Raw genomic sequence first — 25,997 nt, forward strand, 5'->3', positions numbered from 1 at the left:
CAGAATACGACGGCCGGGTCCGCCCGTCCTCCACCCCCCGAGAGGCACCATGCTCGCCCCTAAAGCCGCCGCGATCGTCTGTGTCGTGTTCGCATCAGCCGCCGGATGCGGCTCAGGCACGGACGACGACCGACAGGTCTCCCCCTCCCCGTCCCCTTCCGGCTCGCCCTCCCCTTCCGCGTCCTCCTCCCCTCCTGCCCCCGAAGGGAAGGAGGCGGCCTACCGCAACCTGGCGCTGACCGTCCCTGCAGATTGGGAGGTACGGGTTCAGGAGGACGACTTCAGCCGCCCGGGGGACACCGGGATCGGCCCTGAGGAGTGGACGATCCTCATCCCTGGGGAGTGCGAGGCCGACAGGGTCGGTTTCGGCAACTCCGACGAGGCCGCCTGTCCGCACGTGAAGGTCCTCGGCCCCAAGGCCATCGCGGGGGCGGGGCACGGGATGGCGCTGAGCGCCGACGGGCCGGCGATCCCGTACGACCCGTCGACGAACCCGTCCCCCTGCCCCATCGGCGTGGAGACCCGGCGGACCGACATCGCCGCGGAGGCAGGGGAGCGCGCCGCGTTCACGACGAGGCCGGTGGGCGACAAGAGGGCCGCCTACGCCGAGGTGACGGCGATGTGCATCGACCCGGAGAACAGCACGGCGGCCGACGGGGGCCCGATCCTGTTCGGGTACGACCAGCGCTACTGGTTCCTCCCGGAGTCGGAGATCCTGCTGGTGGACAACTACGGGATCGAGGCGATGGACGGGATCCTCGCCGGGGGCCGCCTGGAGTGAGCGCACTGACCGCACAGGCCGCACTGACCGCACAGGCCCGACGGGGTCCGACGGCACGTGTGCACCGGCGCCCACCGGTTAGGGGAGAGGACATCCCCTATCCCCCACACGAGGAGATCCGACCTCATGAGAATCGGAGAACTGGGAGTCCTCGGTGTCGCCGTCGTGACGGGCGCGTTCGCCGTGCCCGCTCCCGCCGCCGCGGATGAGCCGTCCGCGTCGGAGCGGCCCGCGCAGTCCTGCTCGGGCGATCTGACCGCCGGCACCAGCGACTTCAACGGCGACGGACACGCGGACCTCGCCACCGGCGACCCGTTCGCGAGCGCGGACGGCCACCCGGACGCGGGGGCCGTCACGGTCCTGTACGGAGAGGCCGACGGAGGCGTCGGGGCGGGCGACCGCGACCGCATCACCCAGGAGACGCCCGGCGTCCCGGGCGGGGCCGAGGACGGCGACCGGTTCGGCTTCGCCACCGAGGCGGTCGATCTGAACAGCGACGGCTGCACGGACCTGGTCGTGGGGATCCCCGGCGAGGACCTGTCCGGTGTCGCGGACACCGGCGCCCTGGTGGTGCTGTACGGCTCGTCCGACGGGCTCGGGCAGGGGCATCCCACGCTGTGGATCGACCAGGACACCACGAGCATCCCCGGCGCGCACGAGACCGCCGACCAGTTCGGCTACGAGCTGGCGGCCGCCCCGGCGAAGGGGCCCGACGCCGCCACCATCGTGGCCGGCACCCCGTACGAGGACATCGGCTCCACCCGGAACGCCGGCTCCGCCACCGCCATCTGGATCACCAGCCCGGACAGGATCGGGGCGGCCCGGTGGTTCGACCAGGACACGGCGGGCGTGCCCGGCGGCCCCGAGGCCGACGACCTGTTCGGCTCGGACGTGGAGCTGGCCGAGGTCTCGGGCTCCACCGGGCGCTGGGACCTGGTCGTCGGCCTGCCCTATGAGGACCTGGGTTCGACCCAGGAGGCCGGCGCCGTCACTGTGGTCGAGGACATCGCCGAGGCGGTGTACGAATACCCGTCCACCTGGTGGGACCAGAGCTCGCCCGGGGTGGCCGGAAGCGTCGAGGCGGGCGACCTGTTCGGCACCGACCCGCGGTTCGTGGTGACGCCGGAAGGCGGCTACGTGGCCGTCGGGGTGCCGGGCGAGGACCTGGCCGGCGTGCAGAACGGCGGCATGGCCCAGGTATTCCGCACCTCGGGCGAGGGGCTGGAACCGCAGCGCACCCTCCACCAGGGCAAGCCGGGGACCTCGGACGGCATCGAGACCGACGACTACTTCGGCAGCGTGCTGCACGGGGTGACCCGGCCCGTCGCGGGCGGGGACGCCCGGCTGGCCGTCGGTGTGCCCACCGAGGACATCGCCGGCGCGCTCGATGCCGGGGCGGTCCAGTCGTTCTCGCTGGACGCGGTCGGCTACGAGGACCGCTGGTACCAGCAGGGCGCGGGCGGCGTCCCGGACGAGCCGGAGGACCGCGACCGGTTCGGCGCCTCCGTGGGCAGCGCGGGCGCCGGTGACGAGCAGGTCCTGCTGGCCGGAGCACCCCAGGAGGACGGCCACGGCGCGGTGCACGCCCTGCCCTTCGGCGACGGCGGCGGCACCAAGTGGGAACCGGCCACACCTCAGGCCAACCGCTTCGGCTTCACGGTGAGCGGCCACTAGCCGACCCCCGGGGGCCGCCCGGCCCGACAGCCCGGGCGGCCCCCGGTCCTCCGGACCGATCGGAGGCCGCGGTGCGCCGGGAGGCGGGGCGTCTCCCAGCACCTCACCACATGACGGCGGCCGGTCAGAGCTCGGGCTTGGCCTGCCTCGCCTGGTGCATCCACCGCAGCGACGACGCCTCAAGGGCCGCCTCTGCGAGCCGCTTCGCCGTGGCGGTCTTCAGCGACGCCGTGGAGGTCTCGATCCACGCCTGAGTGTCGGTGCCCTGTTCCTGGTACTCCACGGCCTGGATGAGGCACTCCAGCTTGTCGGCGTCCTTGGCACAGACCGCTTCGGCCGACTCCTTCGCCTCGTATTCTCCGACGGCGGCGCCGATCACCTCTGCCAGCGCCGACGGCAGCCCCGCAGTCTGGTCCGCGGTCACCTCTTCGTTCGGAGCCGCCTTCAGGTAACGCTTGCCGATGTGCGGGATGTCGGAGACACGGGACTCCTGGGTGTCGTGGAACAGCGAGAGGAAGGCCGAGCGCTGCGGGTCGGCCCCTTCCATGGAGGCGATCACCGCCGCGGTGATGGCCGTGCGGTGGGAGTGGTCGGCGATCGACTCGGGGGAGGCGACACCGGCGATCACCCAGCCGGTCCGCTTGTACCTCTTCAGCAGGCCCATCTCGAAGAGGAAATCGACCGTCCGCGCGTCCTGCTCGTCAGTCATGAGGCCCTTCCTACCGGCGGTGGATCATCCGTAGAGCGTAGAGGACCTCGTTCAGTTCCTTGACTGCCTGCGGAGATACAGCGCGCTCCTCAAGTAGGCAGACAGCCCCGGCGAATGCCGATTCGGCATCTCGAAGGGTCACTACATCGGGTTTTCGGGTGATCAGCGACCACAGCGTGTGGACGACGACGTCGACATACGGGTTGTTCGCGTCGAGCTTTGCGATGAGGTGAGAGAGCATCCGGTCGCCGTGCCAGGTGCCAAGGTCTCGTTCGACCATGAAGGAGTCCGTCATCTGCGGCTCGCTGATCTCCCCGAGCCAGTACGCCCAGTAGTTCAGGTTGGCTGTTTCGCACTCGTCAGTCTCGATGTGTAGGCCGATGAAATCAGGCAACGCGTCACCATCGCCCTTCCGAGCAAGGGTGTGCGCCCCAGAGCGGACGACGGCCCATGAAAGTGTCCAGTGTCCGGAGCGGAGCCGGCGTGCTTCGTCTCGCTGCATGAGCGCGAGCCACTCGACTGTTTCGGCGCTGCCGTCGAACCCGGCAACGTAATGAGCTTGGCGCCGCAGAAGCGCCCCGGTTTCGGTGTCCGGCGCGACCCGCTCGGCAACGTCACGAAGATGTCCAAGGATGTGGCCCCGCTCGTCGGACCCCAGTTGCGGACCTGGTGGCGTCGGACCGCGACGATGTTCCGCTGCGAACGGCACGAGCACACTCGGGCATGTCCCGGTGAAAACCCAACCCACCAGGTCAGTGAATGCCCGATCGATCACCCAAGTGGCAAGTGGGTGATCTTCGTGGTCGACAGGTCCCTCGCAGGCGAGCACGTAGCCGATGAAGCGGTCGGCCTCCAGGGCGGTATCGAGCTGACCGATTAAGCGAGGCGGAGCCGCAAGCCTCAACAAGGAGTGGCGCAATCGCAGATAAGTGCCCGCAGTGACTGCCATCAGGGGGCGCCGACCGCTCTCCCAACCCTGCACGGTAGTGACGTCCACCCCCACGTTCAGCGAACTGCTCTTGGGTCAAGGACACGGCTCTTCGCGCGACTTTGAGGACGTGGCCGGAGACACGCCCTTCACGGTCGCCTTCGCTGCCTCTGCGCCCACTCTGACTACGGGTCAGAGGTCCGTGCACGGGCTTCGCCATCTCCGCGCTCCAGGGGTGTGGAGGACACAGGCACTCATACCAGCAGTCAGTTCAGCTCACAGGTACCAGTCCGTAGCGTCATTCCCACGATAGAGCAGACCCCCGCGACGCTGGCAGGCGTCCGGGGGCGTGGCCACCAGCTGACAGGAGCTGACGACATGGCAGACCTTAACCGCACCCATGGGCAGATCGCGACGCGATGGGGACGCTCTCCCGAGCACGCCGACGCCCACGCCGCCGCTGCGCGGCTGCAGGCCCGGTACCCGCAGATGGTGATCTGGTTCGGGGAGACCTCCGGCCACTTCTACGCGATGGACGCCTCCGGCCTGCACGAGCGCCCCACGCTCGACGCGATCACGATGCTCGTCTGGCAGCGCACCAACCGCCCCCGCCCGCGCGGCGCCGTGGCGGTGGCCGCGCGATGAGCCCCGCCGAGCCGATCCGCTTCGACGACCTGGCCGACCTCTACGACTGGGCGACCGCCGTGGAGGGCCGCGTCGAGCTGTCCGAGCGGACACCGACCGCCGACGTCTCCACCGTCCGCTCCGACCACGCGACCGCCGAATGCCGCGTTCCGCTCACCCCCGAGGACGCGGCGCTGCGGCGCCTGAACGCCGAGCACGCCGGACTCTGGCGCATCTGGCGCTCCTCCGACGAGCACGGGCGGCCCGCCGCCTGGGTGGCCACCAACATCGGCGTCCCGAGGGCCGCGCCGACCCTGCACGAAACCTGCCTTGAGCGGCTCGAAGCCCAGCTGAAGTCCCCACCGCCCGGCCCGCCCACCGCAATCAGCGGTCTGGGGGGCGGGTGGGCCCGCCAAGCAAGGGGGACCACTGCGGCGGGCGGTGGGGTTGCTCACCTGACTCCGCGTCCTCCTACCGAGGTCGCCGCCGGCTCCGTGGGGTGGCCGTCGCCCTGCGCGTGGTCCGCGGGGGAGCGGGCGGTGATCGATAGTGGTGGTTTCACCACTTCAGGCCGCCGATAGTGGTGATGTCACCACTGTCGATGCGCTCTGGTGGGCCGACGGCCCTGCGGCGGCTCTTGCCGCCGGGCCGGGCGGGGTGACCGGGGGTGAGGGCGGGCGTGGCCGTCGGGCCGCTCTCAGGCAAGAAAATGCGAGGGCCGCCTCCGTGTCCCCCCTCAAAATCACGGAGGCAGCCCTCGCCTGGGAACGGCCGGCGACTCCTCCCCCCTGGAGTCGCGGCCTTTAAAGCTCGCGAAGCGCGTTTTCGGTGATTTCCCTCCCGCGCTGGTACATAGATTACCCACGTCACCGGCCTTCAACAACCCTCCGTCACAGAAAATTACTTAAAGTAATCGCCATCGATGCCTCTACTCAGGACCAAGCGGACAGGGGTCGTCCCGTGACTGGGCCCCTGGGGCCCGGTCACGGGGGGCGGGGGCGGGTCCCTCCGGGGCGGACATAGCCTGGGGAACGTGCGATTCCGACTGTTGACTCCCAGGTGGATCGGCCTCCACCTGGTGGCGCTCCTCGCCTTCGCGGTCTGCCTGGCCGCGGGCTACTGGCAGTTCCAGCGGGCCCAGCAGCCCGAGCGCGGGGAGATCGTCAACCCGGCCGAGGAGCTGTCGGGGGCCCAGGACCTGGACGAGGTCGTCGAGCCCACCGCGTACATGCCCGAGACCCTCGGCAACACCGCCGTCACCGCGACCGGGACCTTCGCCGACACCGAGCCGCTGCTGGCCCCCGGCTACTCCGAGGGCGCCGACGCCGGGGAGCTCGGCTACTACGTCGTCTCACCGCTGGTGACCGGCGACGCCACCGCGGTCGCCGTGAACCGCGGCTGGATCCCGGCCGACGAGGCCGAGGACCCGGGCTTCGCCGACCGCCTCCCCGCCCCGCCGGAGGGCGAGGTGACCGTCACCGGCTGGTTGCAGCCCCCGCAGAAGGACGACGAGGGCGTGGTCCCGATGGACCTGCCCGAGGGGCACATCGCGCGGATCGCACCGTCGCTGCTGGTGAACGAGTGGCCCTACCGCCTCTACGGGGGCTACCTCGTGGTCGGCGAACAGGACCCGGCCGACGGCGCGGTGCCCGACGGGGGCATCGCCATGGCCCCGGCTCCGCCGCCCACCCCCGAGCCGGGCATCACCTGGAACTGGAAGAACGTCAGCTACGCGGCGCAGTGGACGGTGTTCGGCGGCGCCGTCATCGTCTTCTGGATCTCCCTGATGCGCCGGGAGCTGGAGGACGGCGCGGACGAGGACGGGACGGGCCTGGAGGGCGCGGACCAGGACGGCGCCCAGGGCGCCCCGGAGGGTCAGGCCTCGGCCGCCGCGCCCTGAGCCCGGGCCGCCTCGGCCTCCATCTTCGCCTTCTCGGCCTTGGCCAGCCGGTGCTCGACGACCATCCCCACGAACGGGATCGTCCCGGCCAGCGCCACGCCCACGGTCTTGCCGGCGCTCCAGCGGCGGCCCAGCGCCAGCCAGATCACCACCAGCACGTAGGCCATGTAGATGTAGCCGTGCGGGATGGCGATGAACAGCATCAGCACCGACTCAGGGCCGAAGAGGTGCTCCATCCCCGCGGGGGCGGGCACCAGCGCCAGCGCCGACGCCTCGCCGACCAGGTACTTGGCCGGCATCGCGACGAACGCGAGCAGGATCAGGGCGATACCGGTGATGTAGGCCAGCACGCGGTACAGCGTGAAAGGGAGGCTCTTCTTGTCCACAGGGCACCTCGTGGGCTCGGACGGTAAGGCGGGCCCGGCGCCTGGCACGACCGTCTCCGGACCCCCTCTTGCCCTTCGACCCTAAGTGCTGTACCACGCCTGTCCTGCGCGGGGTTGGTCACGCTCGTCGGTGCAGGTCGGGCGGAATGTGCGCCCCCGGGGCACACCTCCGGCCGCCCCGCCTACAGCCGCCCTGCCGCCCGGGTGGGGCTCTTCCAGCGCCCGTCCGAGGACGCCGTCCAGGCCTGCGGGATGGTACGCAGCGTCAGGTAGGAGTCGACCAGCCGCATCGGCAGGAAGAACAGCCCGTACAGCAGGTAGCTCGGCCGCCGCCGGATGGTGGCCATCACGCAGGTGAGCACGTAGTCGGGGACGAAGAGCCCGACGGCGATCGCGGTCAGCGGCAGCACCGCCCCCACCGCGCCGTAGGCCGTGGCGTACCACCCGGCCGAGAGCACCGCCCCGCCGGTGACCACGGGCAGCAGCATGAACAGCGCGAGCAGCGTGATGAGGATCAGCGTCACCGCCACCAGCAGGACTTCGAGGATGTAGAAGAACAGCGCGAACCAGAACAGGCTCGGCCAGACCCCGTGCCGCCGCACCGTCTGCCAGAAGCCCAGGGTCCACCGCCGCACCTGCTTGACGTAGTCCCCCATGGTGAAGGGGTCCTGGCAGTAGGCCTTGGTGTCGGGCCGCATGGAGATGCGCCCCAGCCGCTTGTGGTGCACGTCGAAGGTCATGTTGAAGTCCTCGATCACCAGCCCCTTGGGGTTGATGTCGAGCCGCCGCAGCACGCTGGAGCGGTAGGCGCTGGCGAACCCCGGCACGATGAAGGTGGTGCTGGTGTGCCGCCAGGTCTGGCCGAAGCGCAGCAGGTACTGCAGCATCCAGTAGAGCCGGTCCCGGTAGGCGGAGATGAGCCGCCCGACCATGGTCCGCTCCCAGGGCTTCCACTCGGCGACCACGAACCCGGCGACCGCGGCCACCGTCGGGTCGGCCAGCTGCCGACGCGCCCCCTCCACGTACCGCTCGTCCAGCTCGGTGTCGGCGTCGAGGATGACCACCCCGTCGTAGTTGCCGGTCAGGTCGAACTCCTCGATGACCGCCTCGATCGCCCCGGCCTTGCCCCGGTTGGTGAGCAGCTCCAGAACGTTGACACCGGTCTCTGCGGCGATGTCGGCGGTGGCGTCGCGGGAGCTGTCGGAGACCACGTAGATGTCCCACCGGTTGAACAGCCGCAGCGCCGAGGCGATGGCCCCGTCGATCACCGGCTCCTCGTTGTGCGCCGGGATGATCACCGCCATCGCGAGCTGCTCGGGGTCGGCGACGGCCGTGGCGGGCGCCCCGCCGGCGCCGTCGGCCTCGGCGAGGGCGGCGCCGGGGTCCGGGGAGCCGTCCTGAACGCCCCCCGCGACCGGCCCGGTACCGCCGGAGCCCCCCGAGGCGGGGCCGGATCCGGCCGCGCCGCCGTCTGCCGCCGCCTCGGCGGGGCGTGCCCGGACCAGGACCCGCTGTTCGGCGCCGCCGTTTTCGGTCGCGCCAACGGCCGGCCTGCGACGACGCGGTCCGCGCCGCAGCGCCCGCCGCGCGGCGACGCCGCGGACCGTGTCGTCGCCCAGGCGGACCGCGCCGACCAGGCTCCACACCAGGAGGTTGACCCCGAACGCCATCCACAGCAGGAGCGGGGTGGCCCCGCCGCCCCCGGCTGCCAGGGCGAACTGCAACCACTGCACGAACAATGTCACGGCCAGGGTCAGGGCGATGAGCCCTGCCGCCCAGCTTCCTATGAACCGAGCTGTACGCACGGGGACGCCTCCAGATGGGCCGGGGGGACGCAAGAGCCGAGTGGGACGTTCGTCGGGGGACCGCCGACCCGTTTCGGACCGACGATAACCGACAAGACCAGCATTAGGTTGACGTTTCCTCCACAGCGGAAGTTCACCGGTACGGGCGACCTAAGTAGGCCACTCGAATCGTAGACGCGGCCTTGCGGCGGGTGAGCCCCGTTGATGCAATACGGGAGGGACGGCACGGTACCGCCCACGCTACGCACTTTCTTCGTTTTCCAGCGAGCCGATCCCGAGATGCTGTAGAACCGACCCGTAGATCCCCCAGAGGAGCAGGACCGGACCGCCGAGCAGGGGCGACGGCCCCGGAACCGGCATCCGCGCCCGGACAGAGCGTGCAGTCCCCGCCTCGGAGAGGAACCTCAGTGCGCGTCGCCATGCACCAGCCGCACTATCTGCCTTGGCTGGGCCTCATCGACAAGATCGACAGGAGCGATCTTTTCGTCGTGCTCGATCATGTCCAGTACGAGCGGAAAGGGTGGCAGAACCGCAACTACGTCGCCTCGAAGAACGGCCCCGTGCTGCTCACCGTCCCGGTTATCCAGCGCGGCCGCCACGAGCGCATTATGGACAAGGAGATCGACAGCTCCCACCCCTGGCGGGAAAAGCACAGGCGTTCCCTGGCGGAACACTGCTACCGCAACGCGCCGTTCTGGGACGACTACGGCGAGCGGGTCCTCTCGGTGTACGAGCGGGACTGGACCCACCTGGCCGACCTGGCCTGGGCCACCACATCACTGGTCCTGGACGCCTTCGGGATCGACACGCCCGTGGTGCGCGCGAGCGAGCTCGGCGAGTTCCCCGGGCAGAAGAGCGAGCTCCTCGCCCAGCTCTCGGCCAAGGTCGGGGCCGGGACGATGCTCTCGGGGGACGGCGCCCGCGACTACGTCGACCAGGAGATCTTCCAGCGCTACGGCGTCGCCGTGGAGTGGCAGGACTTCCGCCACCCGGAGTACCCGCAGCACAGCAGACGGGGCGCCGAGTTCCTGCCCCGCATGGCCGCCCTGGACCTGCTGCTCAACGTCGGACCCGACGGCATCGGGATCCTGCGCGAGGCCCGCTCCGGCTGACGGCCGGCTCCTCCCCGCTTCCCGCACTCCGCCGGGGACAGGCCGACCCGTGCCCGCCCCGGTGTGGCAACCGACACCGTCCACCGGACGTCTCCGTGGCAAGCGCACGGCGCGCCGAGGACACGATCCCCCGCTGGTAAGGAACGCAGTCATGACGATCGACTGGTCTCAGCAACGCATCCTCATCTTCGCCCCCCACCCCGACGACGAGACCCTGGGCTGCGGCGGCCTGATGCACCGGGCCAAGGCCGCCGGCGCCGAGGTCTACGTGCAGTTCATGACCGTGGGCGACACCGCCGACGTCTCCCCGCGCGGCTTCTCCACGGCCAATGAGCGCCATGCCGAGATCAAGGAGGTCGCCGACCACTTCCGCTGGGACGACTGGCACATCGCGTTCCCGGGGGACGAGTACCACCTCAAGCTCGACGCCCTCCCACGCTTCGAGCTGGCCAACGCCGTCGAGCGGCACAGCCCGGTCTCCATCGCCGCCGTCGAGCCCACGGTCGTCATCGCCCCGCACCGCACCAGCTACAACCAGGACCACCAGGTCACCGCCGAGGCCGTGCACACGGCCCTGCGCCCGTCGGACAACCGCAAGCGGCACCACCCGGCCGTCGTGCTGGCCTACGAGGAGGCCGCCGACCAGTGGCGCTACGACGCCGCCGGCTCCCCGAGCCTCATGGTCGGCCTCGACGAGGCCGACATGGAGGCCAAGCTGGCCGGGATGCGGCTGTACGGCACCCAGATCCACGAACACCCGCACACCCGCTCCGAACCGACGCTGCGCAGCCTCGCCGTGCTGCGCGGCATGCAGGCGGGGGTGGCTCTGGCCGAAGGCTTCTACGCCATGCGCATGCTCGCCTGAGCGGCGCATACCGCCGGCGCCCCCGCGCCGGCGCGCACACAGAGCACCGTGACCCTCAGGAGGGGGAAGCTACGTTGAAGGCCGTTGTCACCGGAGGAGCAGGCTTCATCGGATCGCACCTGTGCGACCACCTCATCGCCCACGGGCATACCGTGGTGGCGCTCGACGACCTGTCCACCGGACGCGAGTCCAACCTGGCCCAGCTCGCCGGGAACCCCGGGTTCGAGCTGGTCAAGGGATCGATCCTGGACGCGCGCCTGGTGGACGATGTGATCGCCGAGTGCGACACCGTCTTCCACTTGGCGGCGGCGGTGGGCGTGCACACCATCGTGGACAAGCCGCTGCAGTCGCTGCACACCAACCTGCACGGGACCGAGAACGTCGTGGCCGCGGCCGCGCGCCGCCGGGCCCGGTTCATGGTCGCCTCGACCAGCGAGGTCTACGGCAAGAACGACGTCGACGGCCTCACCGAGGACGCCGACCGGATCCTGGGATCGCCGCTCAAGAGCCGCTGGTCCTACGCCGCCGCGAAGGGCCTGGACGAGCTCGTCGCCTACATCTACGGCGAGGAGTCCGGCCTGCCCTGCGTCATCACCCGCTTCTTCAACATCGTGGGGCCGCGCCAGACCGGCCGCTACGGCATGGTGGTGCCGCGCTTCGTCTCCCAGGCGATGGGCGGCGAGCCGATCACCGTCTACGGCACCGGCGCCCAGCGCCGCTGCTTCGGGTCGGTGTTCGACGTGGTCCCGGCCGTGGTGCGGCTGCTGGACACACCGGCGGCCTACAACCGCGCGGTCAACCTGGGCGGGAAGGAGGAGGTCTCCATCAAGGGCCTGGCCGACCGGGTCATCGCGAAGACGGGCTCGTCCAGCCGGATCGACTACGTGTCCTACGAGGACGCCTACGGCGAGGGCTATGAGGACATGCAGCGCCGCATGCCCGACACCTCGCTGGCCGGCTCGCTCATCGGCTACCGGCCCCAGCGCAGCCTGGACGACATCATCGGGTCCCTGATCGAGCACGAGCGCTCGAGCGACCCGGACGCGCGCGCCGCGGCCCTGGCCTGAGGCGCACCCGTCCCCGACGGGCCGGACCCCCGTCCATCCGGCCCCCTCGCCGGCCTCCCCGCCCCGCCGGGGACGGTCCCGGCTACCCGGTCAGCGCGCTCACGGCCACGGCGACCGCGAACACCGCGGTCGCGGCGCCGACCAGGACCCGGACCCACCCGCGCGCCAGCGGCGCCGGGGCCTGCCCGGTTGCGTCGTCGTGGGCCCCGTGCCCGGTGGCCCGCCACCGGCGCCGGACGTGCACCATCGCGGCGGCCGCGGCACCGATCGGCACCAGCGCCACGGCGACGCGCACCAGCGCGCCGGGGCCGGGCTCGCCGCCGTCCTGGAAGGGGTCGCGCACGTACAGCAGGGCGACCGCCACCAGCACGATCACCGTGCGCTGCCAGGAGAGCAGGGTGCGCTCGGGCTGGAGTCCGGGGTCGCGTCCGCTCATCCCCAGAAGTTCCCGACCAGCACGGCGCCGCAGACCAGGGCCACGCCGACGGTGGTGACCACCGGGAGCGCGCTCAGCGGCAGCGGCGCCCCGCGGCGCATCAGCCGCTGGACCTGGAGCCAGCGCATCGGCGCGTAGGCGGTGATCACCACGGCCAGGACGGTCAGCGCCAGCCCCACGGTCAGCCGGGCGGGGCCGCTCCAGTCCAGCGGGACCAGGTGCAGCACCGCCACGGCCCCGGCGACCAGCGCCAGCGCCGTGCGGATCCAGGCCAGGAAGGTGCGCTCGTTGGCCAGGGTGAACCGGTAGTCCGGCTCGGACTCGCGCCCGGCCCGGTCCCCGTGTCCGCGGCCGGGGTCGCCGGGGTCCTCCCCCTGCCGTCCGCCGCCGCTCGGCCGCGTGCCCGCCACATGCCCCCCGTTCGTTCCCGACGTGCCAGATCCCGTCTTCCATACGACCTTAATGACCTGCGGGTTTTCCTCCCAAGCCGGTATGCATCGGGTGTTTTGTCGGGAAAAGGCCGGGCGCAGGTCGGCGCGGTGCGGGCGCAGCGGCCCCGCTCAGCGGCGCGGTTCGCGTTCATCCCGCTGATCACGGCATGCTTGCGGAACAAATCCTCGGGCAGGACCGCTCTACGAGGGACCGACGTGCACCCGGCAAGTTCAGGAGAAGCAGTGGCCACCGTCGAACTCACCAAGGACAACTTCAACGACACGCTGACGGAGAACGACTTCGTCCTCATCGACTTCTGGGCCTCCTGGTGCGGGCCGTGCAAGCAGTTCGCCCCCGTCTACGAGACGGCCTCGGAGGAGAACCCGGACCTGGTCTTCGCCAAGGTGGACACCGAGGACCAGCAGGAACTGGCCGCGAGCTTCGACATCCAGTCGATCCCCACGCTGATGGTGGTCCGGGACAAGACAGTGATCTACGCCCAGCCCGGCGCCCTTCCCAAGGAGAGCCTCGACGACCTGATCAAGCAGGCGCGGGAGCTGGACATGGAAGAGGTCCGCAAGGAGATCGCCAAGCAGGAGTCCGACGGCACGGCGTCGTGAGCGCCGACGCGCGCGGGGGCGGGGTCCGCGGACCCCGCCCCTGTGCGTGTGCGCGGCGCCTGCGCGCCGGGCGGCCGCGGCGCCCTCAGGCGTGCGAGCCGCCGTCGACGCGCAGCTCCACACCGCGCACGTAGGCGCCGTCCTCGGAGGCGGCGAACGCGATCGCCGCGGCGATCTCCTCGGGCCGCCCCATCCCCGCCGGCGGGGTGATCCGGGCGTAGTACGCGCCGTCGGTGCCCTCGGGGAAGGAGACGGCCTCGGTCAGCGGCGTGGCCACGCCGCCGGGCGAGACGGCCAGCACCCGCACCCCGCGCCCCCACACCTCGGCCGCCAGGCTCTGGGTGAAGGCGAGCACGGCGCCCTTGGAGGCGGCGTAGGCGGTCATGTACGGGTGGGCGTGGGTGGCCGAGGTCGAGGCGGTGTTCACGATGACGCCCCCGCCCTCCGCCAGGTGCGGCAGGGCTTCGCGGCAGAACAGCATGGTGCCCGCCGTGTTCACGGCGAACTGCCGGTTCCAGTAGTCGAGGGTGACCTCCTCCAGCGGCACGACCTTGTGGAAGCCGGCCACGTTGACCAGCAGGTCGACGGCCCCGTAGCGGTCCTTGGCCGCGGCCACGGCCCCGCGCACCGTGTCCTCGTCGGCGATGTCGGCCGCGTAGGCCGACGCCGCACCGCCGGCGCGGCCGCCCTGCTCCCCGACCAGGCGCACGGTCTCCTTCAGGCCCTCCTCGTCGCGGTCGACGAGCAGCAGCCGCGCGCCCTCCGCGGTCAGGCGCAGCGCGGCGGCCCGCCCGATGCCGGACGCGGCCCCGGTGAGGATCCCCGCCCTGCCGGTGAACCGGCGGCCGATCGCTTCGGCGTCCATGGCCTCCTCCTTCCGCCCGGCCCTGCCTCCAGGGCCGTGCAGTGTCCCACGCATGTTCCTAATAGGAATATTAGTGCCCGATATGGGAATTATCGAGCAGGCGCTAGGTGTGAGACCAGGGTCCGGAACGGCACGCCCGCCCCGAAGGGCGTTGGCGGCCGGTGTGCGTTATGCCACTCGCACGAGGTAGACGACGTCGGGCTCGCCCGCGCGCGCGGGCACCTCGACCGTGTGGACGTCCCCGAAGCGGGCGCGCAGCATGCCCTCGAAGGCCGGAGAGCGCATGGCGCTCCAGAACGCCACCGCCCCTCCAGGGGCGGTGACCGACGCGATCAGGTCCATCGCCCCCGGCTCGTAGAGGCGGCCGTTCTCTTCCCGGACGGTCCAGTCGGGGCCGTTGTCGGTGTCCAGGCAGAGCGCGTCGTACCGCTCGCCGCCGTCCCGGGCGGCGCGTGCGGCCTCCTCCAGCCACTCGGCCAGGTCCGCGCGGACCAGGTCGCACCGCGACTCCTCGGGCAGCCGCCCGGCGACCTCCCCGAGGGGGCCGGAGTGCCACTCGACGACCTTCGGCTCCAGCTCGACCACGCGCACGAGTCCGACCCGCCGATCGTCCAGCGCCTCCCGCGCCGAGAAGCCGACCCCCAGCCCGCCGATGAGCACCCGGGCACCCGCGCTCCCGTCGGGCAGGTGGTCCAGGGCGGCCCGCACCATCGCCCGCTCAGAGGCGCCGTCCCGGGTATCCATGAGGAAGACCCCGTTACTGAACACTTCCCAGTCCGGACCCGACCGCCGGAGCACCAGCTCACCGCCGGTCTCCCCGATCACCCGGTCCACGACCTCCGCCACCGCATCCGGGGGCTGGGACACGTCCGCTTCCTCCTGACGATCGGGACTGCACAGGGCCGGCGCTCCATTCAACCAAAGCCCGCCCCCCGTCCGGCCCGTCCGACGGCGCCCCGAACGGCGTCACCGGCGAGGCTCCGGACCGGTGCACCGGTCCGGGAACGCCGAAGGCACCCGCCCCGTGGTCCGGCGGGTGCCCTCAGGACGAGGAAACGGCGCTCCTCAGAGGCGGCAGGCGTAGATGTCGGTGACGAGGATGGCGCGGGCGCCGATGTGCCAGAGGTCGTCCATGATCTGCTGGGCCGCGCGGCGGGGGACCATGGCGCGCACGGCCACCCAGCCCTCGCGGTGGAGCGGGGAGACGGTGGGCCCCTCCATGCCGGGGGTCAGGGCGACGGCCGCGTCGAGGTGCTCGGCGTGCACGTCGTAGTCCATCATCACGTAGTCGCGGGCGACCAGGACCCCGCGCAGGCGGCGCACCAGCCGCTCCACCAGCGGGTCCTCCCCGGCGCCCTCCGGGCGGATGAGGACCGCCTCGGATTCCAGGATCGGCTCGCCGAACATCTCCAGCCCGGCGTTGCGCAGGGTGGTCCCGGTGGAGACGACGTCGGCCACGGCGTCGGCCACGCCCAGCTGGATGGAGCTCTCCACCGCCCCGTCCAGGTGGATGACGCGGGCGCCCACGCCCTTGCCCTCCAGGTACTGCGTGAGCAGCCCCTCGAAGGAGGTGGCCACCCGCCGGCCCTCCAGGTCCTCCAGCTTCATGGAGGCGCCGCCGGGGGCGGCGAAGCGGAACGTGGAGTGGCCGAAGCCCAGCGGCAGGACCTCCTCCACCGGGGCGCGGGAGTCCAGGAGCATGTCGCGCCCGGTGATGCCCGCCTGAAGGATGCCCTCGCCGACGTAGACGGCGATGTCCTTGGGGCGGAGGAAGAAGAACTCGGCGCCGTTGTCCGGGTCGACCATGACGAGGTCGCGCGAGTCCTTGCGCTGGCGGTACCCGGCCTCGCGCAGCATGGCGCTGGCCGGTTCGGAGAGCTGGCCCTTGTTGGGCACGGCGATGCGGAGCTGGTCGGGCATGGAGGCTTCCCCCTCGGGTCCGTGGTGCCGGTCTGCTGCGTCCGGGGCGGGCGGCCGGGGCCGCCTACAGATGGCGGTAGACGTCCTCCAGGCGCAGCCCGCGCGCCAGCATCAGGACCTGGAGGTGGTAGAGCAGCTGGGAGACCTCTTCGGCCGCGGCCTCGTCGGACTCGTACTCGGCGGCCATCCAGACCTCGGCCGCCTCCTCCACGACCTTCTTGCCGATGGCATGGACGCCGGCGTCCAGGGCCGCGACCGTGCCCGACCCCTCGGGCCGGGTGCGGGCCTTCTCGGACAGCTCGGCGAACAGCTCATCGAAGGTCTTCATGATCACTTTCCTCAGGCGACTCGCCCCACCAGGGTAGGCGCACCCGCACCCCGCTCGTGACCGCGGCCCCTCTACGGTGGAGCGGTGGACACGGCAGGGGAGACGGCGGGGCGCACGGTGCTCACCGACGCCCGCGGCGCGGCGGTGGTGAGCTTCGCGGACCGGTCCCGGCCCGGCGCGCTCCTGGCGGCCGAGGCCCGCGCGCACGGGCCCGGCGCGGCCCGGACGGCGCTGGAGCGGCTGGCGGGGTGGGCGGTGGCCACCGCCGACGGCGGTTTCGCCGAAGAGCTGTGCGCGGGCGGCGGGCACGCGGTGCGCCGCGCCCGCGAGATGCGGCGCGACCTGGCCGGCGATCCGCCCCCGCCGGAGTGGGAGCAGGCGCGTCCGGGCCCCGGCCTGCACCTCGTCGGCCTGGCCTCCGGCGCCCTGGACCTGTCCGAGGCGGGGGAGGAGCGGATGCGCGCGGTGTTCGACGCCTTCCTGGCCGCCTTCCCCGCGGGCCACCCCGACCGCGACCCCGCGCGCAGCGAGGCCGAGGAGTTCGGCCTGCTGTCCGAACTCCTGGACGGCAACGCGCTGGGGCCGGTGATGGACGTGAGCGCTTTGGCGGCCGAGGAGGACGGGCGCGTGGGCGCCGTGCTGGTGGTCAACGACCGCCCGGACGAGGTGCCCTGGATCGGCGAAGTGTTCCGGCGCCCGGACCCGCGGTACGCAGGCCTGGGCGGCCTGCTGATGCGCCGGGCGATCGCCCTGCTGGCCCGGCAGGGCGTTCGGGAGGTCGGCCTGGCCGTGACCGAGGGGAATCCGGCCGTCCGTTCCTATGAACGGCTCGGCTTCCGCACGGCGGGCGTCTACAGCACGGTGCGCCTTCCGGCCACCGCCCTGTAGAGGACGCGCGGGACGGCCCGAAGAAGGCCGTCCGCCGCCTTGTACTGCGCCCCGGGCACGACCCTCGTGCGTCCGGCGGCCCAGGCCTTCAGGGCGTCGCGGGTGATGCGCTCCTTGGGGACGAACGCCGCGTCGGGCATGCCGCCCTCCTGCACGGCGCGGGTCATGTCGGTGCGGACGAAGCCCGGCAGCACCGCCGTGACGTGGACACCGTGCGGGGCCGCCTCCAGGGCCACGCTCTCGCTCCACAGGGTCACGAACTTCTTCGTCCCGGCGTAGACCGACCCGCCCGGGTTCACGGTCATCTCCCCCGCCATGGACGACACGTTGATCACGCCCAGGAGGGGGCCGCGCTCGCCCGCCGCCCTGCGCGCCGTCTGCACCGGCAGCACGGCGCGGGTGAGCCGCAGCACCGCCCGGACGTTCACGTCCAGCATGTGGTCGACGTCGTCGGGGTCCTGTGCGGCGAACTCCCCGCCGTCGCCGCGGCCGGCGTTGTTCACCAGCAGGTCGACCGGGGCGTCGGGGCCGGTCCCGTCGGCGCGCAGGCGCTCCTCGACGGCGTCGGTCCCGCCCGGCGCCCCCAGATCGGCGGCGAGCACCTCGGTCCGGGTGCCGAAGCGGTCGCCCAGCTCGGCGGCGAGCGCCTCCAGGCGTTCGGTGCGGCGCGCGACCAGGACGAGGGAGAACCCCCGTTCGGCCAGGTCTCGGGCGAACTGCTCGCCGATCCCGGAGGAGGCCCCGGTGACGAGCGCGGTCTTGGCAGCGGTCTTGGCAGGGGGTCCGGCGCTCATGGTGACGCATGCTACCCGCGCGGGTTAAGGTCACACCGCTAGAACGGCATTCGGGAAAGGTCAGGTAGCCCATGGAGATGACCCCCCAGACCCGTCGCTTCGTCGACATGATGACCGCGGCCGTGCCCGAGATCGGGCCCGGTGCCGACCCCCGGGAGCTGCGCGCGGCCCGTGCGCAGCGCACCCCCGTCGAAGGGCCCGAGGTGGCCCTGGTGCGGGACCTGTCGGCGCCCGGACCGGCGGGCGAGGTCCCCCTGCGCCACTACCGGCCCGACCCCGCCGCCCCGGCGCCGGGCATCGTCTTCTTCCACGGCGGCGGGTTCGTCCTGGGCGACCTGGAGTCCCACGACCACATCTGCCGCATCCTGGCCGACGGCGCCGGGGCGGTCGTCGTGGCGGTGGACTACCGGCTGGCCCCCGAGCACCCCTACCCGGCGGCGGTCGAGGACTCCGTCGCCGCACTGCGCTGGGTCGCCGACAACGCCGCCGAGCTGGGCATCGACCCGGCGCGGCTGGCGGTGTGCGGGGACAGCGCCGGGGGCAACCTGGCGACCGTGGCCGCCCGCGCGGCCCGCGACGCCGGCGGCCCGCAACTGTGCCACCAGGCGCTGATCTACCCGGTCACCGACTTCACCGGGTACGGTCCCAGCGGCGACGGCGCCTACCCCTCCCGCACGGACAACGGCGAGGGCTACTTCCTCACCGGCCGGGCCATGGCCTGGTTCAACGAGCAGTACCTGTCCGACGGGCAGGAGCGCGAGCCCGACGCCTCGCCCGCGCTCGCCGCACGGCTGGAGGGGCTGCCGCCCGCGCTCGTGCTGACCGCGGACTTCGACCCGCTGCGCGACGAGGGCGAGGAGTACGCGCGGCTGCTCTGTGCCGCCGGCGTCCCGGCGACCACGGTCCGGGTGAACGACGGGTTCCACGGGATGTTCGGCTTCGGGGCCTTCCTCCCGGCGGCCGAGCGCGCGGAGAGGGCGGTGACCGCCGCGCTGCGCTCGGTCTTCGCCGCGACACGGCCCTCCGCTTCACCGGCGTCTTAGGCGCCCACCCGCTAGCGTGCAGGCATGGCAGCGACACAGAGTCCTACCCACACCCTCCGATTCGACTCACGGCTGCGCGACGCCGGTCTCTTCCTCCGGGAGGCGGTGCGCACGTTCCGCGCGACCGGGTCGGTCGTGCCCAGCAGCCCCGCCCTGGCCGGCGCGCTCACCCGCCACCTGACCGAACGGCCCGGCCCCGCCCCCTTGGCGATCCTGGAGGGCGGGGCGGGGACCGGCCCGGTCTCCCGGGCGATCGCCCGCCACATGGGCCCCGAGGACACCGCCGACCTGGTGGAGGCGAACGCGGGGATGGCCGCCCACCTTCAGGACCTGGTGGACACCGACCCGGACTTCGCTCCGGTCCGGGAGCGGCTGCGGGTGCACGCCGCGCCCGTGGAGGAGGTCTCCCGCGAGGGCGGGTACGACCTGATCATCTCCGGCCTCCCCCTCGCCAACTTCACGGCCGGGGAGGTGCGGGGGATATTCGAGCACTACTTCGAGGTGCTCAAGCCGGGCGGGCGGCTGTCGTTCTTCGGCTACCTGTACACCAAGGAGGTCAAGGCGGTCATCGCCCCGCGCGAGGACTACCTGCGCCAGGCGCGCTCGGGCTGGGTGGTCGAGGAGTACCTCAACCGCTACGGCACCGGCTCGGAGAAGGTCATCGCGAACTTCCCGCCGGCCTGGATCCACCACCTGCGCAAGCCCGTGGACTGACGTCCCGCCCGGCGGCCGCCCGGGGCGGCCGCCGCCGCGCACGGGCGCGGGCCCAGGGCCCGCGCCCGTTCTTCCGCCCCGAATTCGTCAACTTTCATTGACAACACCAAGGTGCGCCGCCTACCGTCAACACAAGTTGACCGTCAAGTTTTGTTGACGAATCGAGGGGTGAGCACCATGTTCGAGCGCTTCGGCGACGACGGCCGGAACGCCGTCGTCTGGGCCCAGGAGGAGGCCCGCGGCCTCGGTCACCGCCGGATCGGCACCGTCCACCTGCTGCTGGCCCTGATGGACGCCCAGGACGGCCCCGCCGCCCGCGCCCTGCGCGAGCACGGCGCGTCCGCACCGGACCTGCGCACGGCGGCGCAGGCCGCCCCCGTGCCGACGCGCCGCCCGCGCGCGGGCCGCGCGTTCCGGCTCTTCGGCGACCACATCCCCTTCTCCACAGGGGCGAAGAAGGCGCTGAAGCTGTCGCTGCGCGAGGCCGTGGGCCTGGGCCACCGGCGGATCGGCGGCGCCCACATCCTGCTGGGGGTCCTGCGCGCCGACGGCGGGGCCGCCCGCGCCCTGGAGCAGGCCGGCGTCGACACCGGCGCGCTCGGCAGCACGGCCGAGCGCCTGGCCCGCGCGTCGGACCGGCCGCGCTGACCGGGCGGGTCTACCGTGACCCCATGCCCGACCGCCCGACCGGCGCGCACGGACGCAGGCGGAGCCCGGCGGAGGCCTGGCGGGCCTTCCGCGGCTCCGCCCTGCTGCCCGCGACCGTGCTCGTCCTCATCCTGAGCGCGGCCGCCGCGCTCTTCGCGGGCTCCTACACCTACGCGATGGCCGCGCCCGTACCCCGGGACATCCCCACCGCCGTGGTGCCGCCGTCCCCGGAACAGGCCGAGGCGCTCTCCTCGGGGGCGGAGGAGCACGGCACCGCCTTCGTGTCGGCCATGGACGAGCGGCTGGGCTCCTCACTGGACCTGCGCGTCCTCCCCGACGAGGACGCCGCCCGCCGTGCGGTGGAGGAGCAGGAGGTCTTCGCGGTGCTCCAGGTCCGCGGCGACGAGGTGGAGCTGGGCGTGGCGAGCGCGGCCGGAGCGTCGGTGGCACGGCTGCTCACCGAGACCGCACCGCAGGTCGGCGACGACCTGGGCGTCCGGGTGACCGTGCACGACCTCAAGCCGCTCCAGTCCACCGACCCGCAGGGGCTGGCCGTCTTCTACATCTCCCTGGCCGCCGTGATCATCGGGTTCGTGGGCGCGATCCAGCTCAGCGTGCACGCCTCCGCACTGTCGCCGCCGGTGCGCATCGCCTTCACCGCCGGCTACGCGGCCCTGGGCGGCTTCGCGATCGCCGCGACGGTGGACTGGGGGCTGGGCGCGCTGCGCCTGCCGTTCCCCGAGTCGTGGGCGGTCCTGTCGCTGACCATGTTCGCCTCGGGCATGGTCTTCACCATGTTCAACACCCTGATCGGCCGCTGGGCGATGCTGCCGACCTGGGGCGTCATGGTGCTCCTGGGCAACCCCTCATCGGGCGGGGCGGTCTCCTGGCCGCTGCTGCCGCACCCGCTCGGCGAGCTCGGGCGCTGGCTCCCTCCGGGCGCCTCGATCAGCGCCCAGCACACCGCCATCTACTTCCCGGGGCACCAGCACGCGCTCCCGTTCCTGGTACTGGGCGCGTGGGCGCTGGCGGGGTGCGCCGTCTTCTGGACCTGGCGCCACCGGCACCCGGGCGGACACCGGACGGCCCCGGCCCACGCCGCCTGAGCGGGCGGACGCGGGGCCGGCGGCGCCGTTCATCCCACCACTCCGCTCACTCCTGCCTGCCCATGTAGATGTAGGCGCCTATCGCCGCCGCCAGGATGAGCACGGGGAGAACGAACAGGACGAAGGTCATATCGGCCTCACTCCATCGAGGGGGGTCGCCGCGCGGGCACGAGGGAGGGTCGAGCGCGGCGTCGTGGCAGGCTGGTCCCGCGCGCCGGGCCGCACCGTCGTCGCTCTCGACGGCATCGGCCCGCCCACGGTGTGCCATCCGACAATCCTGCGATCGGAACGCCGGACACGGACCCCGCCGTGACCGAGTGGAGACCCGATGGGGTCACGGCCGCAATCGGATCATCCCCGGCGGCCTCCGGCCGTCGCCGGCCCGCCACCGTCGAACGCGTCGAGCAGGGTGCGCAGCGCGGAGCCGGAGGGGTGCACCGGGACGGGCGGTCCGGGGGCGTTCATCCGCCGCTCCCCCCGACGGGGCGGGGGGCCGAGCTCGACGCGTCCGCGCGGGGTGTCCAGGGCGACCACCAGCCCGGCCGGGCCCGGTTCGGCCCGCACGCCGGCGCCGACCGCGTGCAGCGGCGCGGCGACCGCCTCCGGCTCGGGCGCCTGCACCCGGAGGTCGGCCAAGCGCACCTCGGGCAGGCCGGAGGAGGCGGGGTGCGGCGCGTCGCCCCAGTCGATGAGGAAGGGGACCGCGCCGCTGGGGTGGGCGCCCCGCGGATCGGTGAGCCGCCACCGCAGCAGGCGGCCGTCGAGACGGCGGCGGCTCATCGCGAGCACGCGGCCCGGGTCGTAGCCGGCGCTGCGCGCCCGGCGGGCGTGGTCGGGCAGGCCGTCGCGGCGCACGGCCCAGGTGACGGCACCGGGCGCGGAGAGGGTGTCGACGCGGAACGGGCGCGGCCCGGCGGGCGGGATCTGCGCCGGGTCGGGGCCGACCAGCTCCAGGTAGGCCCCGCCGCCGAGCCCCACGAGCCGGTTGCGCGTCCCCCACCCGGGGTGCGACCCGCCGGGGCCGGGTTCGACCCCGGTGAGCCGGGCGAACGCGGCGACCGCCGCGGGCAGGTCCGGGGCGGCGTAGACGATGTGGTCCAGTCCGGGAGGCAGCGACATGCCCCCATTGTGACCCGCGTCTCCCCTCACCCCGCCCCGGGAGTCCGTACGACCGCCCCAGGCCGCCCACGACCGTGACCGCTTCTCGATGGACGACCGGAGGCCGCCGGGATGTCGGGGACGGCGACGACGAAGGCCGGGGTTCCCCGGCGCCGCCGGTCGGCCGCCGGGCCACTCGCGGTCCGGGAGGCAGGGCGGCGACGGAGCAGCAGGTACCCCGCTCACGGGCCCCGGCCGGGCGGCGGGTCGGCGGGGGCTGCGGTCGCCAGCCCTAAGGGGATCCACGGGAGGTAAGCCGCTGCGGCGGCGATCGAGCGGGGTAACCGCCGCCGCAGCGGTCACCCTTCAATGAGTCCCCACGCACTCTCACGTCCCGCAGGTTCATCGTTTCGTTACCTAACTTTCCCGGGGCGGCTCAGCGCACTCCCGTCACCGCGCGTCGGCCCTCACTCGGCGGCGGTGAGGAATCGCAGACGGGAGGCGTCGTAGTGGTTGTAGATCGTCACCAGCGGCGACCCCTGCTCCGGCGGCGGGGTGAAGTCCCTCCACTCCTCCACACCGAGCTGGAGGTACCCGCCCCACGCCCCCTGCGCCTCCGTGACGAGGTAGTAGCTGCCGTCGGGGTGCATGAGGAAGCGGAACATCTGCCCCTCCCGGTCGGCGCGGCAGGGCTCGTGGCTGACCGCATCGCCCTCGCGCGCCTCCGGCTCGTAGCCCAGGCAGCCGCCCGTATCGACGTTGCGCAGCCAGGTGCGGTCGTCCCCGGGCGTCAGGGCGAAGGTCTCCCACACCTCCTCCTCGGTTCCCGCACAGGGGCCGACGACCACGCGTTCGCCCTCCGGCAGCACGCACGCGCCCGTCCCGGCGTTCATCAGGCGGGCGGCCCCGGCGCCCGGCCCGATGTCGTCGCTCTGCGCCCGCACCGAGCGGTCCTCCTCGTCCTCCCCGCCGGGCTCGTCCCGCTCCTCCTCCGGAGCGGTCTCGTCCTCGGCCTCGGCCTGCTGCACGGGGCCGGGCTCCGCGCCGGCGGAGGGCTCGGGCGCCTCCGGCGGCGGCTCCTGCACCGTCTCCCGGGGCACCTGCGGGGCCGCGGCGGTCGCGGTGTCCCGGACGGTCCCCTGGTCCGGCTCGGGCACGCCGCCCAGCACGGCCGCGCCGCCGATCACCGCGGCGGCCCCGACCGCCGCGGCGCCCGCGGCCAGCGGCGCCGTCCCGGAGGCCGCGGAGCCCCCGGCCACCAGCCCGGCCTGCAGCCCGGCCACACCGGTGAACGGCCCCGCCCACACCAGCAGCGCCGTCGGCAGCACCGTGCGCATGCGCCGGCTCAGCCCGCTCAGCTCGGTGAATGCCGCCCGGCAGCGCTCGCATTCGGCCAGGTGGCGCCCCAGGTCGCGGCGGATCCGGCGGCCGGAGCGCCGCGCCTGCGTGCCGATGAGCGGGGCGAACCGGCGGCACTCGCCCTCGGCCCCGGCGACGTGCGCGGTCAGGTAGGCCTCGCGCAGTCCCTCCCGCGCGCGCGAGGCCAGCGACCCCACGCCGCTCCTGCCGATGCCCAGGAGCGGGGCCACCCGGTCGGCCGCCTCCTCCTCGACCTCGGTGTGCCACAGCACCGCCTGCCAGCGCTCGGGAAGCGAGTGGAAGGCCCGGCGCACCAGCCCGCCGTCCTCCAGGCGCAGCACCCGCTCCTCGCCGCTCTCCTCCGGGGCCCGGTCCAGCCAGAGCTCGAAGTCGGGGGAGAGCTCGGTGCGCCGCTCGGTTCCCGCCCAGTCGGCGGCGGTGCGGCGCACCACCGCCAGCAGGTAGGGGCGCCAGGCGGCGCCGGGGCCGCGGCCGGCCCGGACCGCCTCCAGAGTGCGGGTGAAGGCCTCGGAGGCCAGGTCCTCGGCGGTGTGGGGGTCGCGGCAGCAGGTCGCGGCATAGGCGAGCACCGGCCGCCAGTGGCGCCGGTACAGCTCGTCGAGGGCCTGTGTCCCGGTCGGTCCGCCTCCGCGGAGTCCGGCGGCGAGCTCGTCGTCGGACCCGGCCTCGTGCTCGGGCCCGCGATCGGTGTCGGTCAATGCACCCCGCCCCTGTTCGGCACGGCTCGTCCGGGCTTCGGCCATTGTGGGGCCCACACGGTCCGTTGAATAGAGTGGTCGCGGAAGCGCTCAGTGTAATGGGATATGCCGGACCTGCGCCGAGCCGACCGGCCCGATACGCCGTTCTCCCAGGTGGCCCGTGGAATTCTTCTCCGAGGCCCCTGCGATGTCCGTGCGCCGCTCGCCGAGGCCGGGGGTGCCTACAGGCCGAGCGGCGCCGACCCGAACGCGACCGAGAAGCGGTCGCACCAGATGACGACGCTGGTCATGCCATCGATGTCGGCGTCCTCAGGAATCTCGTAGTTGGCGTTTCCATGCGTCCCCTTGAGGGCTCCGAGGTCGACATAGCGGCCGTCGCGGTACTTGGACCAGTCGCCGCCCGCCTCCTGGTCGGTCAGCCAGACGTAGAGGTCGGGTCCGTCGCTGGAGGCCAGATCCTCCAAGCGCACATGACGGGAGCCGTCCGGAAGCTCCAGGACACGCGCCGTTCCCGACGTCTCGTGCTCCTGGGAGACGAACTCCCCTTCCGCCAGTACGACGGGTTCGGAGGGCTCCTCCGGGGACACCTCTCCGGAGGCGTCCTGCTCGCCGCCCTCCCCGTTCCCGGCGTCCTCCGCGTCGGTGTCGGCCCCGTCCGCGCCCCCGGTCCGCTCGGTCGAGGGCCCCGCCGAGGGAAGGGCCTCGTCGACGGTCGTGCTGGTGTACAGCCTCCACGGCTGGAACGCCCACAGCCCCAGCGCGAGCACCGCGACGGCGATCACCGCCGCGCCCCACACCAACGGACTCCGCGCCCACTTGCCCATGTCGCCCTCCCCTGCTCCTGCAGGGCGCGCACCGCCCCGCCCATTGCCTGCTCCCCCCCCATTCGGAGCCGGGGAGGGAAAGGCGACCCCGCTCAGGAGCGGACCAGTCCCGCCTCATAGGCCAGCACGGCCGCCTGGACCCGGTTGGACACCCCCAGGCGGGTGAAGACCGAGCTCACGTGGGTCTTCACGGTGTCCTCCACCAGATGGAGCCGACGGGCGATCTCGGCGTTGGACAGCCCCTGCCCCACCAGCGCCAGCACCTCGCGCTCGCGCGGCGACAGCGCCTCGGCGCGCGCCGCCGCGGCGGCACGGGGGGCGGGGGCGCCGTCCTGCTCCCGCAGCCGCCCGG

Annotated in this window: 30 protein-coding genes; 14 read left to right on the forward strand and 16 right to left on the reverse strand. The window is 72.9% G+C overall.

Annotated features, from left to right (window positions below):
* Positions 1-85 precede the first annotated feature (85 nt).
* Both D450_RS0116170 and D450_RS0116175 read left to right on the forward strand, forming a co-directional pair.
* Positions 86-781, forward strand: coding sequence for a hypothetical protein (locus D450_RS0116170; protein ID WP_017539702.1), 696 nt, complete (start codon positions 86-88; stop codon positions 779-781).
* A 126-nt stretch (positions 782-907) separates the two neighbouring features.
* Positions 908-2,455 carry an integrin alpha gene (locus D450_RS0116175; protein WP_017539703.1) on the forward strand — a complete coding sequence of 516 codons (1,548 nt, stop codon included), beginning with the start codon at positions 908-910 and terminating at the stop codon, positions 2,453-2,455.
* A 124-nt stretch (positions 2,456-2,579) separates the two neighbouring features.
* Here the strand turns inward: D450_RS0116175 and D450_RS0116180 are convergent, their stop codons facing one another.
* Together D450_RS0116180 and D450_RS30395 are read right to left on the reverse strand one after the other, a co-directional pair.
* The gene (locus tag D450_RS0116180) at positions 2,580-3,164 is read right to left on the reverse strand and encodes an HD domain-containing protein (RefSeq protein ID WP_017539704.1); all 585 of its coding nucleotides are present in this window, start codon (positions 3,162-3,164) and stop codon (positions 2,580-2,582) included.
* A 10-nt stretch (positions 3,165-3,174) separates the two neighbouring features.
* On the reverse strand, positions 3,175-4,113 hold the full coding sequence (locus D450_RS30395; protein ID WP_241483182.1) for a transcriptional regulator: 939 nt from the start codon (positions 4,111-4,113) through the stop codon (positions 3,175-3,177).
* A 357-nt stretch (positions 4,114-4,470) separates the two neighbouring features.
* Here D450_RS30395 and D450_RS0116195 point away from each other — a divergent pair, with 357 nt between their 5' ends.
* The 3 genes from D450_RS0116195 to D450_RS30405 all read left to right on the forward strand — a co-directional run bounded on the left by D450_RS0116195 (position 4,471) and on the right by D450_RS30405 (position 6,616).
* Positions 4,471-4,737: a hypothetical protein gene (locus D450_RS0116195; RefSeq protein WP_017539707.1), complete on the forward strand. Its 267-nt coding sequence runs from the start codon at positions 4,471-4,473 to the stop codon at positions 4,735-4,737.
* Positions 4,734-5,297 (forward strand): hypothetical protein, encoded by a 564-nt coding sequence (locus D450_RS30400; protein ID WP_017539708.1) that lies wholly within the window; start codon positions 4,734-4,736, stop codon positions 5,295-5,297. Before D450_RS0116195 ends, D450_RS30400 begins: the two co-directional genes overlap by 4 nt.
* A gap of 452 nt (positions 5,298-5,749) precedes the next feature.
* The gene (locus D450_RS30405) at positions 5,750-6,616 is read left to right on the forward strand and encodes an SURF1 family protein (protein WP_083932671.1); all 867 of its coding nucleotides are present in this window, start codon (positions 5,750-5,752) and stop codon (positions 6,614-6,616) included.
* Here the strand turns inward: D450_RS30405 and D450_RS0116210 are convergent.
* Together D450_RS0116210 and D450_RS0116215 are read right to left on the reverse strand one after the other, a co-directional pair.
* A complete protein-coding gene (locus D450_RS0116210) occupies positions 6,592-7,002 on the reverse strand; it encodes a DUF3817 domain-containing protein (protein ID WP_017539710.1) in 411 nt (136 codons plus the stop codon). The genes D450_RS30405 and D450_RS0116210 overlap by 25 nt on opposite strands.
* 182 nt (positions 7,003-7,184) lie before the next feature.
* Positions 7,185-8,807 (reverse strand): glycosyltransferase, encoded by a 1,623-nt coding sequence (locus D450_RS0116215; protein ID WP_026128593.1) that lies wholly within the window; start codon positions 8,805-8,807, stop codon positions 7,185-7,187.
* A gap of 407 nt (positions 8,808-9,214) precedes the next feature.
* Here D450_RS0116215 and D450_RS0116220 point away from each other — a divergent pair, with 407 nt between their 5' ends.
* The 3 genes from D450_RS0116220 to D450_RS0116230 all read left to right on the forward strand — a co-directional run bounded on the left by D450_RS0116220 (position 9,215) and on the right by D450_RS0116230 (position 11,851).
* Entirely contained in the window at positions 9,215-9,919 is a 705-nt protein-coding gene (locus D450_RS0116220; protein WP_017539712.1) for a WbqC family protein, read from the forward strand.
* Positions 9,920-10,070: 151 nt separating this feature from the next.
* Positions 10,071-10,784 carry a PIG-L deacetylase family protein gene (locus D450_RS0116225; RefSeq protein WP_017539713.1) on the forward strand — a complete coding sequence of 238 codons (714 nt, stop codon included), beginning with the start codon at positions 10,071-10,073 and terminating at the stop codon, positions 10,782-10,784.
* A gap of 74 nt (positions 10,785-10,858) precedes the next feature.
* Positions 10,859-11,851, forward strand: a complete 993-nt coding sequence (locus tag D450_RS0116230; RefSeq protein ID WP_017539714.1) for an NAD-dependent epimerase/dehydratase family protein — start codon at positions 10,859-10,861, stop codon at positions 11,849-11,851.
* Positions 11,852-11,933: 82 nt separating this feature from the next.
* On the opposite strand, the gene D450_RS0116235 is transcribed toward D450_RS0116230, so the two are convergent.
* Together D450_RS0116235 and D450_RS0116240 are read right to left on the reverse strand one after the other, a co-directional pair.
* The gene (locus D450_RS0116235) at positions 11,934-12,287 is read right to left on the reverse strand and encodes a DUF202 domain-containing protein (protein ID WP_017539715.1); all 354 of its coding nucleotides are present in this window, start codon (positions 12,285-12,287) and stop codon (positions 11,934-11,936) included.
* Positions 12,284-12,697 carry a YidH family protein gene (locus D450_RS0116240; protein ID WP_017539716.1) on the reverse strand — a complete coding sequence of 138 codons (414 nt, stop codon included), beginning with the start codon at positions 12,695-12,697 and terminating at the stop codon, positions 12,284-12,286. The genes D450_RS0116235 and D450_RS0116240 overlap by 4 nt, the downstream gene beginning before the upstream one ends.
* Before the next feature lie 264 nt (positions 12,698-12,961).
* Here D450_RS0116240 and trxA point away from each other — a divergent pair, with 264 nt between their 5' ends.
* Complete coding sequence (gene trxA, locus D450_RS0116245) at positions 12,962-13,339, forward strand: thioredoxin (protein WP_017539717.1); 378 nt, start codon at positions 12,962-12,964, stop codon at positions 13,337-13,339.
* Positions 13,340-13,424: 85 nt separating this feature from the next.
* Here trxA and D450_RS0116250 read toward each other — a convergent pair whose 3' ends face one another.
* The 4 genes from D450_RS0116250 to D450_RS0116265 form a co-directional block, all read right to left on the reverse strand.
* Complete coding sequence (locus D450_RS0116250) at positions 13,425-14,204, reverse strand: SDR family NAD(P)-dependent oxidoreductase (protein ID WP_017539718.1); 780 nt, start codon at positions 14,202-14,204, stop codon at positions 13,425-13,427.
* Positions 14,205-14,372: 168 nt separating this feature from the next.
* Positions 14,373-15,071 (reverse strand): spermidine synthase family protein, encoded by a 699-nt coding sequence (locus D450_RS0116255; RefSeq protein ID WP_017539719.1) that lies wholly within the window; start codon positions 15,069-15,071, stop codon positions 14,373-14,375.
* 198 nt (positions 15,072-15,269) lie between these two features.
* Positions 15,270-16,124, reverse strand: a complete 855-nt coding sequence (gene hisG / locus D450_RS0116260; protein WP_017539720.1) for an ATP phosphoribosyltransferase — start codon at positions 16,122-16,124, stop codon at positions 15,270-15,272.
* Between the two features lie 64 nt (positions 16,125-16,188).
* Entirely contained in the window at positions 16,189-16,452 is a 264-nt protein-coding gene (locus D450_RS0116265) for a phosphoribosyl-ATP diphosphatase (RefSeq protein ID WP_017539721.1), read from the reverse strand.
* Positions 16,453-16,536: 84 nt separating this feature from the next.
* Between D450_RS0116265 and D450_RS0116270 the strand changes: the two genes are divergently transcribed.
* Positions 16,537-17,340: a GNAT family N-acetyltransferase gene (locus D450_RS0116270; protein ID WP_017539722.1), complete on the forward strand. Its 804-nt coding sequence runs from the start codon at positions 16,537-16,539 to the stop codon at positions 17,338-17,340.
* On the opposite strand, the gene D450_RS0116275 is transcribed toward D450_RS0116270, so the two are convergent.
* On the reverse strand, positions 17,304-18,134 hold the full coding sequence (locus D450_RS0116275) for an SDR family NAD(P)-dependent oxidoreductase (protein ID WP_017539723.1): 831 nt from the start codon (positions 18,132-18,134) through the stop codon (positions 17,304-17,306). The two genes, D450_RS0116270 and D450_RS0116275, sit on opposite strands and share 37 nt — an antisense overlap.
* 71 nt (positions 18,135-18,205) lie before the next feature.
* Here D450_RS0116275 and D450_RS0116280 point away from each other — a divergent pair, with 71 nt between their 5' ends.
* The 4 genes from D450_RS0116280 to D450_RS0116295 all read left to right on the forward strand — a co-directional run bounded on the left by D450_RS0116280 (position 18,206) and on the right by D450_RS0116295 (position 21,645).
* Positions 18,206-19,177: an alpha/beta hydrolase gene (locus D450_RS0116280; RefSeq protein WP_017539724.1), complete on the forward strand. Its 972-nt coding sequence runs from the start codon at positions 18,206-18,208 to the stop codon at positions 19,175-19,177.
* Positions 19,178-19,201: 24 nt separating this feature from the next.
* Positions 19,202-19,891, forward strand: coding sequence for a class I SAM-dependent methyltransferase (locus tag D450_RS0116285; protein ID WP_026128594.1), 690 nt, complete (start codon positions 19,202-19,204; stop codon positions 19,889-19,891).
* Positions 19,892-20,068: 177 nt separating this feature from the next.
* Complete coding sequence (locus D450_RS0116290; protein ID WP_241483184.1) at positions 20,069-20,539, forward strand: Clp protease N-terminal domain-containing protein; 471 nt, start codon at positions 20,069-20,071, stop codon at positions 20,537-20,539.
* A gap of 23 nt (positions 20,540-20,562) precedes the next feature.
* Positions 20,563-21,645, forward strand: coding sequence for an ABC-2 transporter permease (locus tag D450_RS0116295; protein ID WP_017539727.1), 1,083 nt, complete (start codon positions 20,563-20,565; stop codon positions 21,643-21,645).
* A 46-nt stretch (positions 21,646-21,691) separates the two neighbouring features.
* Here D450_RS0116295 and D450_RS33400 read toward each other — a convergent pair whose 3' ends face one another.
* From D450_RS33400 to D450_RS30415, 5 genes are all read right to left on the reverse strand, one after another.
* Positions 21,692-21,913 (reverse strand): hypothetical protein, encoded by a 222-nt coding sequence (locus D450_RS33400; protein ID WP_152520851.1) that lies wholly within the window; start codon positions 21,911-21,913, stop codon positions 21,692-21,694.
* An 83-nt stretch (positions 21,914-21,996) separates the two neighbouring features.
* Positions 21,997-22,764, reverse strand: a complete 768-nt coding sequence (locus D450_RS0116305) for a VOC family protein (RefSeq protein ID WP_017539728.1) — start codon at positions 22,762-22,764, stop codon at positions 21,997-21,999.
* A gap of 446 nt (positions 22,765-23,210) precedes the next feature.
* Entirely contained in the window at positions 23,211-24,821 is a 1,611-nt protein-coding gene (locus D450_RS31860) for a sigma-70 family RNA polymerase sigma factor (RefSeq protein ID WP_051063604.1), read from the reverse strand.
* 221 nt (positions 24,822-25,042) lie between these two features.
* A complete protein-coding gene (locus D450_RS0116315) occupies positions 25,043-25,645 on the reverse strand; it encodes a DM13 domain-containing protein (protein ID WP_241483183.1) in 603 nt (200 codons plus the stop codon).
* Between the two features lie 92 nt (positions 25,646-25,737).
* A partial coding sequence (locus tag D450_RS30415; protein WP_017539730.1) for a response regulator transcription factor occupies positions 25,738-25,997 on the reverse strand: 260 nt, incomplete at its 5' end.

The organism is Nocardiopsis halophila DSM 44494, from assembly GCF_000341245.1.
Classification (GTDB): Bacteria; Actinomycetota; Actinomycetes; order Streptosporangiales; family Streptosporangiaceae; genus Nocardiopsis_A; species Nocardiopsis_A halophila.

What these genes read in the sequence shown, in the direction of transcription:
- D450_RS0116175 (WP_017539703.1), top strand. Translation starts at nt 908, where the DNA reads ATGAGAATCGGAGAACTGGGAGTCCTCGGTGTCGCCGTCGTGACGGGC.
- D450_RS0116180 (WP_017539704.1), bottom strand. Translation starts at nt 3,164, where the DNA reads ATGACTGACGAGCAGGACGCGCGGACGGTCGATTTCCTCTTCGAGATG.
- D450_RS30395 (WP_241483182.1), bottom strand. Translation starts at nt 4,113, where the DNA reads ATGGCAGTCACTGCGGGCACTTATCTGCGATTGCGCCACTCCTTGTTG.
- D450_RS0116195 (WP_017539707.1), top strand. Translation starts at nt 4,471, where the DNA reads ATGGCAGACCTTAACCGCACCCATGGGCAGATCGCGACGCGATGGGGA.
- D450_RS30400 (WP_017539708.1), top strand. Translation starts at nt 4,734, where the DNA reads ATGAGCCCCGCCGAGCCGATCCGCTTCGACGACCTGGCCGACCTCTAC.
- D450_RS0116225 (WP_017539713.1), top strand. Translation starts at nt 10,071, where the DNA reads ATGACGATCGACTGGTCTCAGCAACGCATCCTCATCTTCGCCCCCCAC.
- D450_RS0116235 (WP_017539715.1), bottom strand. Translation starts at nt 12,287, where the DNA reads ATGAGCGGACGCGACCCCGGACTCCAGCCCGAGCGCACCCTGCTCTCC.
- D450_RS0116250 (WP_017539718.1), bottom strand. Translation starts at nt 14,204, where the DNA reads ATGGACGCCGAAGCGATCGGCCGCCGGTTCACCGGCAGGGCGGGGATC.
- hisG (WP_017539720.1), bottom strand. Translation starts at nt 16,124, where the DNA reads ATGCCCGACCAGCTCCGCATCGCCGTGCCCAACAAGGGCCAGCTCTCC.
- D450_RS0116265 (WP_017539721.1), bottom strand. Translation starts at nt 16,452, where the DNA reads ATGAAGACCTTCGATGAGCTGTTCGCCGAGCTGTCCGAGAAGGCCCGC.
- D450_RS0116275 (WP_017539723.1), bottom strand. Translation starts at nt 18,134, where the DNA reads ATGAGCGCCGGACCCCCTGCCAAGACCGCTGCCAAGACCGCGCTCGTC.
- D450_RS0116280 (WP_017539724.1), top strand. Translation starts at nt 18,206, where the DNA reads ATGGAGATGACCCCCCAGACCCGTCGCTTCGTCGACATGATGACCGCG.
- D450_RS0116285 (WP_026128594.1), top strand. Translation starts at nt 19,202, where the DNA reads ATGGCAGCGACACAGAGTCCTACCCACACCCTCCGATTCGACTCACGG.
- D450_RS0116290 (WP_241483184.1), top strand. Translation starts at nt 20,069, where the DNA reads ATGTTCGAGCGCTTCGGCGACGACGGCCGGAACGCCGTCGTCTGGGCC.
- D450_RS0116295 (WP_017539727.1), top strand. Translation starts at nt 20,563, where the DNA reads ATGCCCGACCGCCCGACCGGCGCGCACGGACGCAGGCGGAGCCCGGCG.
- D450_RS33400 (WP_152520851.1), bottom strand. Translation starts at nt 21,913, where the DNA reads ATGGCACACCGTGGGCGGGCCGATGCCGTCGAGAGCGACGACGGTGCG.
- D450_RS0116305 (WP_017539728.1), bottom strand. Translation starts at nt 22,764, where the DNA reads ATGTCGCTGCCTCCCGGACTGGACCACATCGTCTACGCCGCCCCGGAC.
- D450_RS0116315 (WP_241483183.1), bottom strand. Translation starts at nt 25,645, where the DNA reads ATGGGCAAGTGGGCGCGGAGTCCGTTGGTGTGGGGCGCGGCGGTGATC.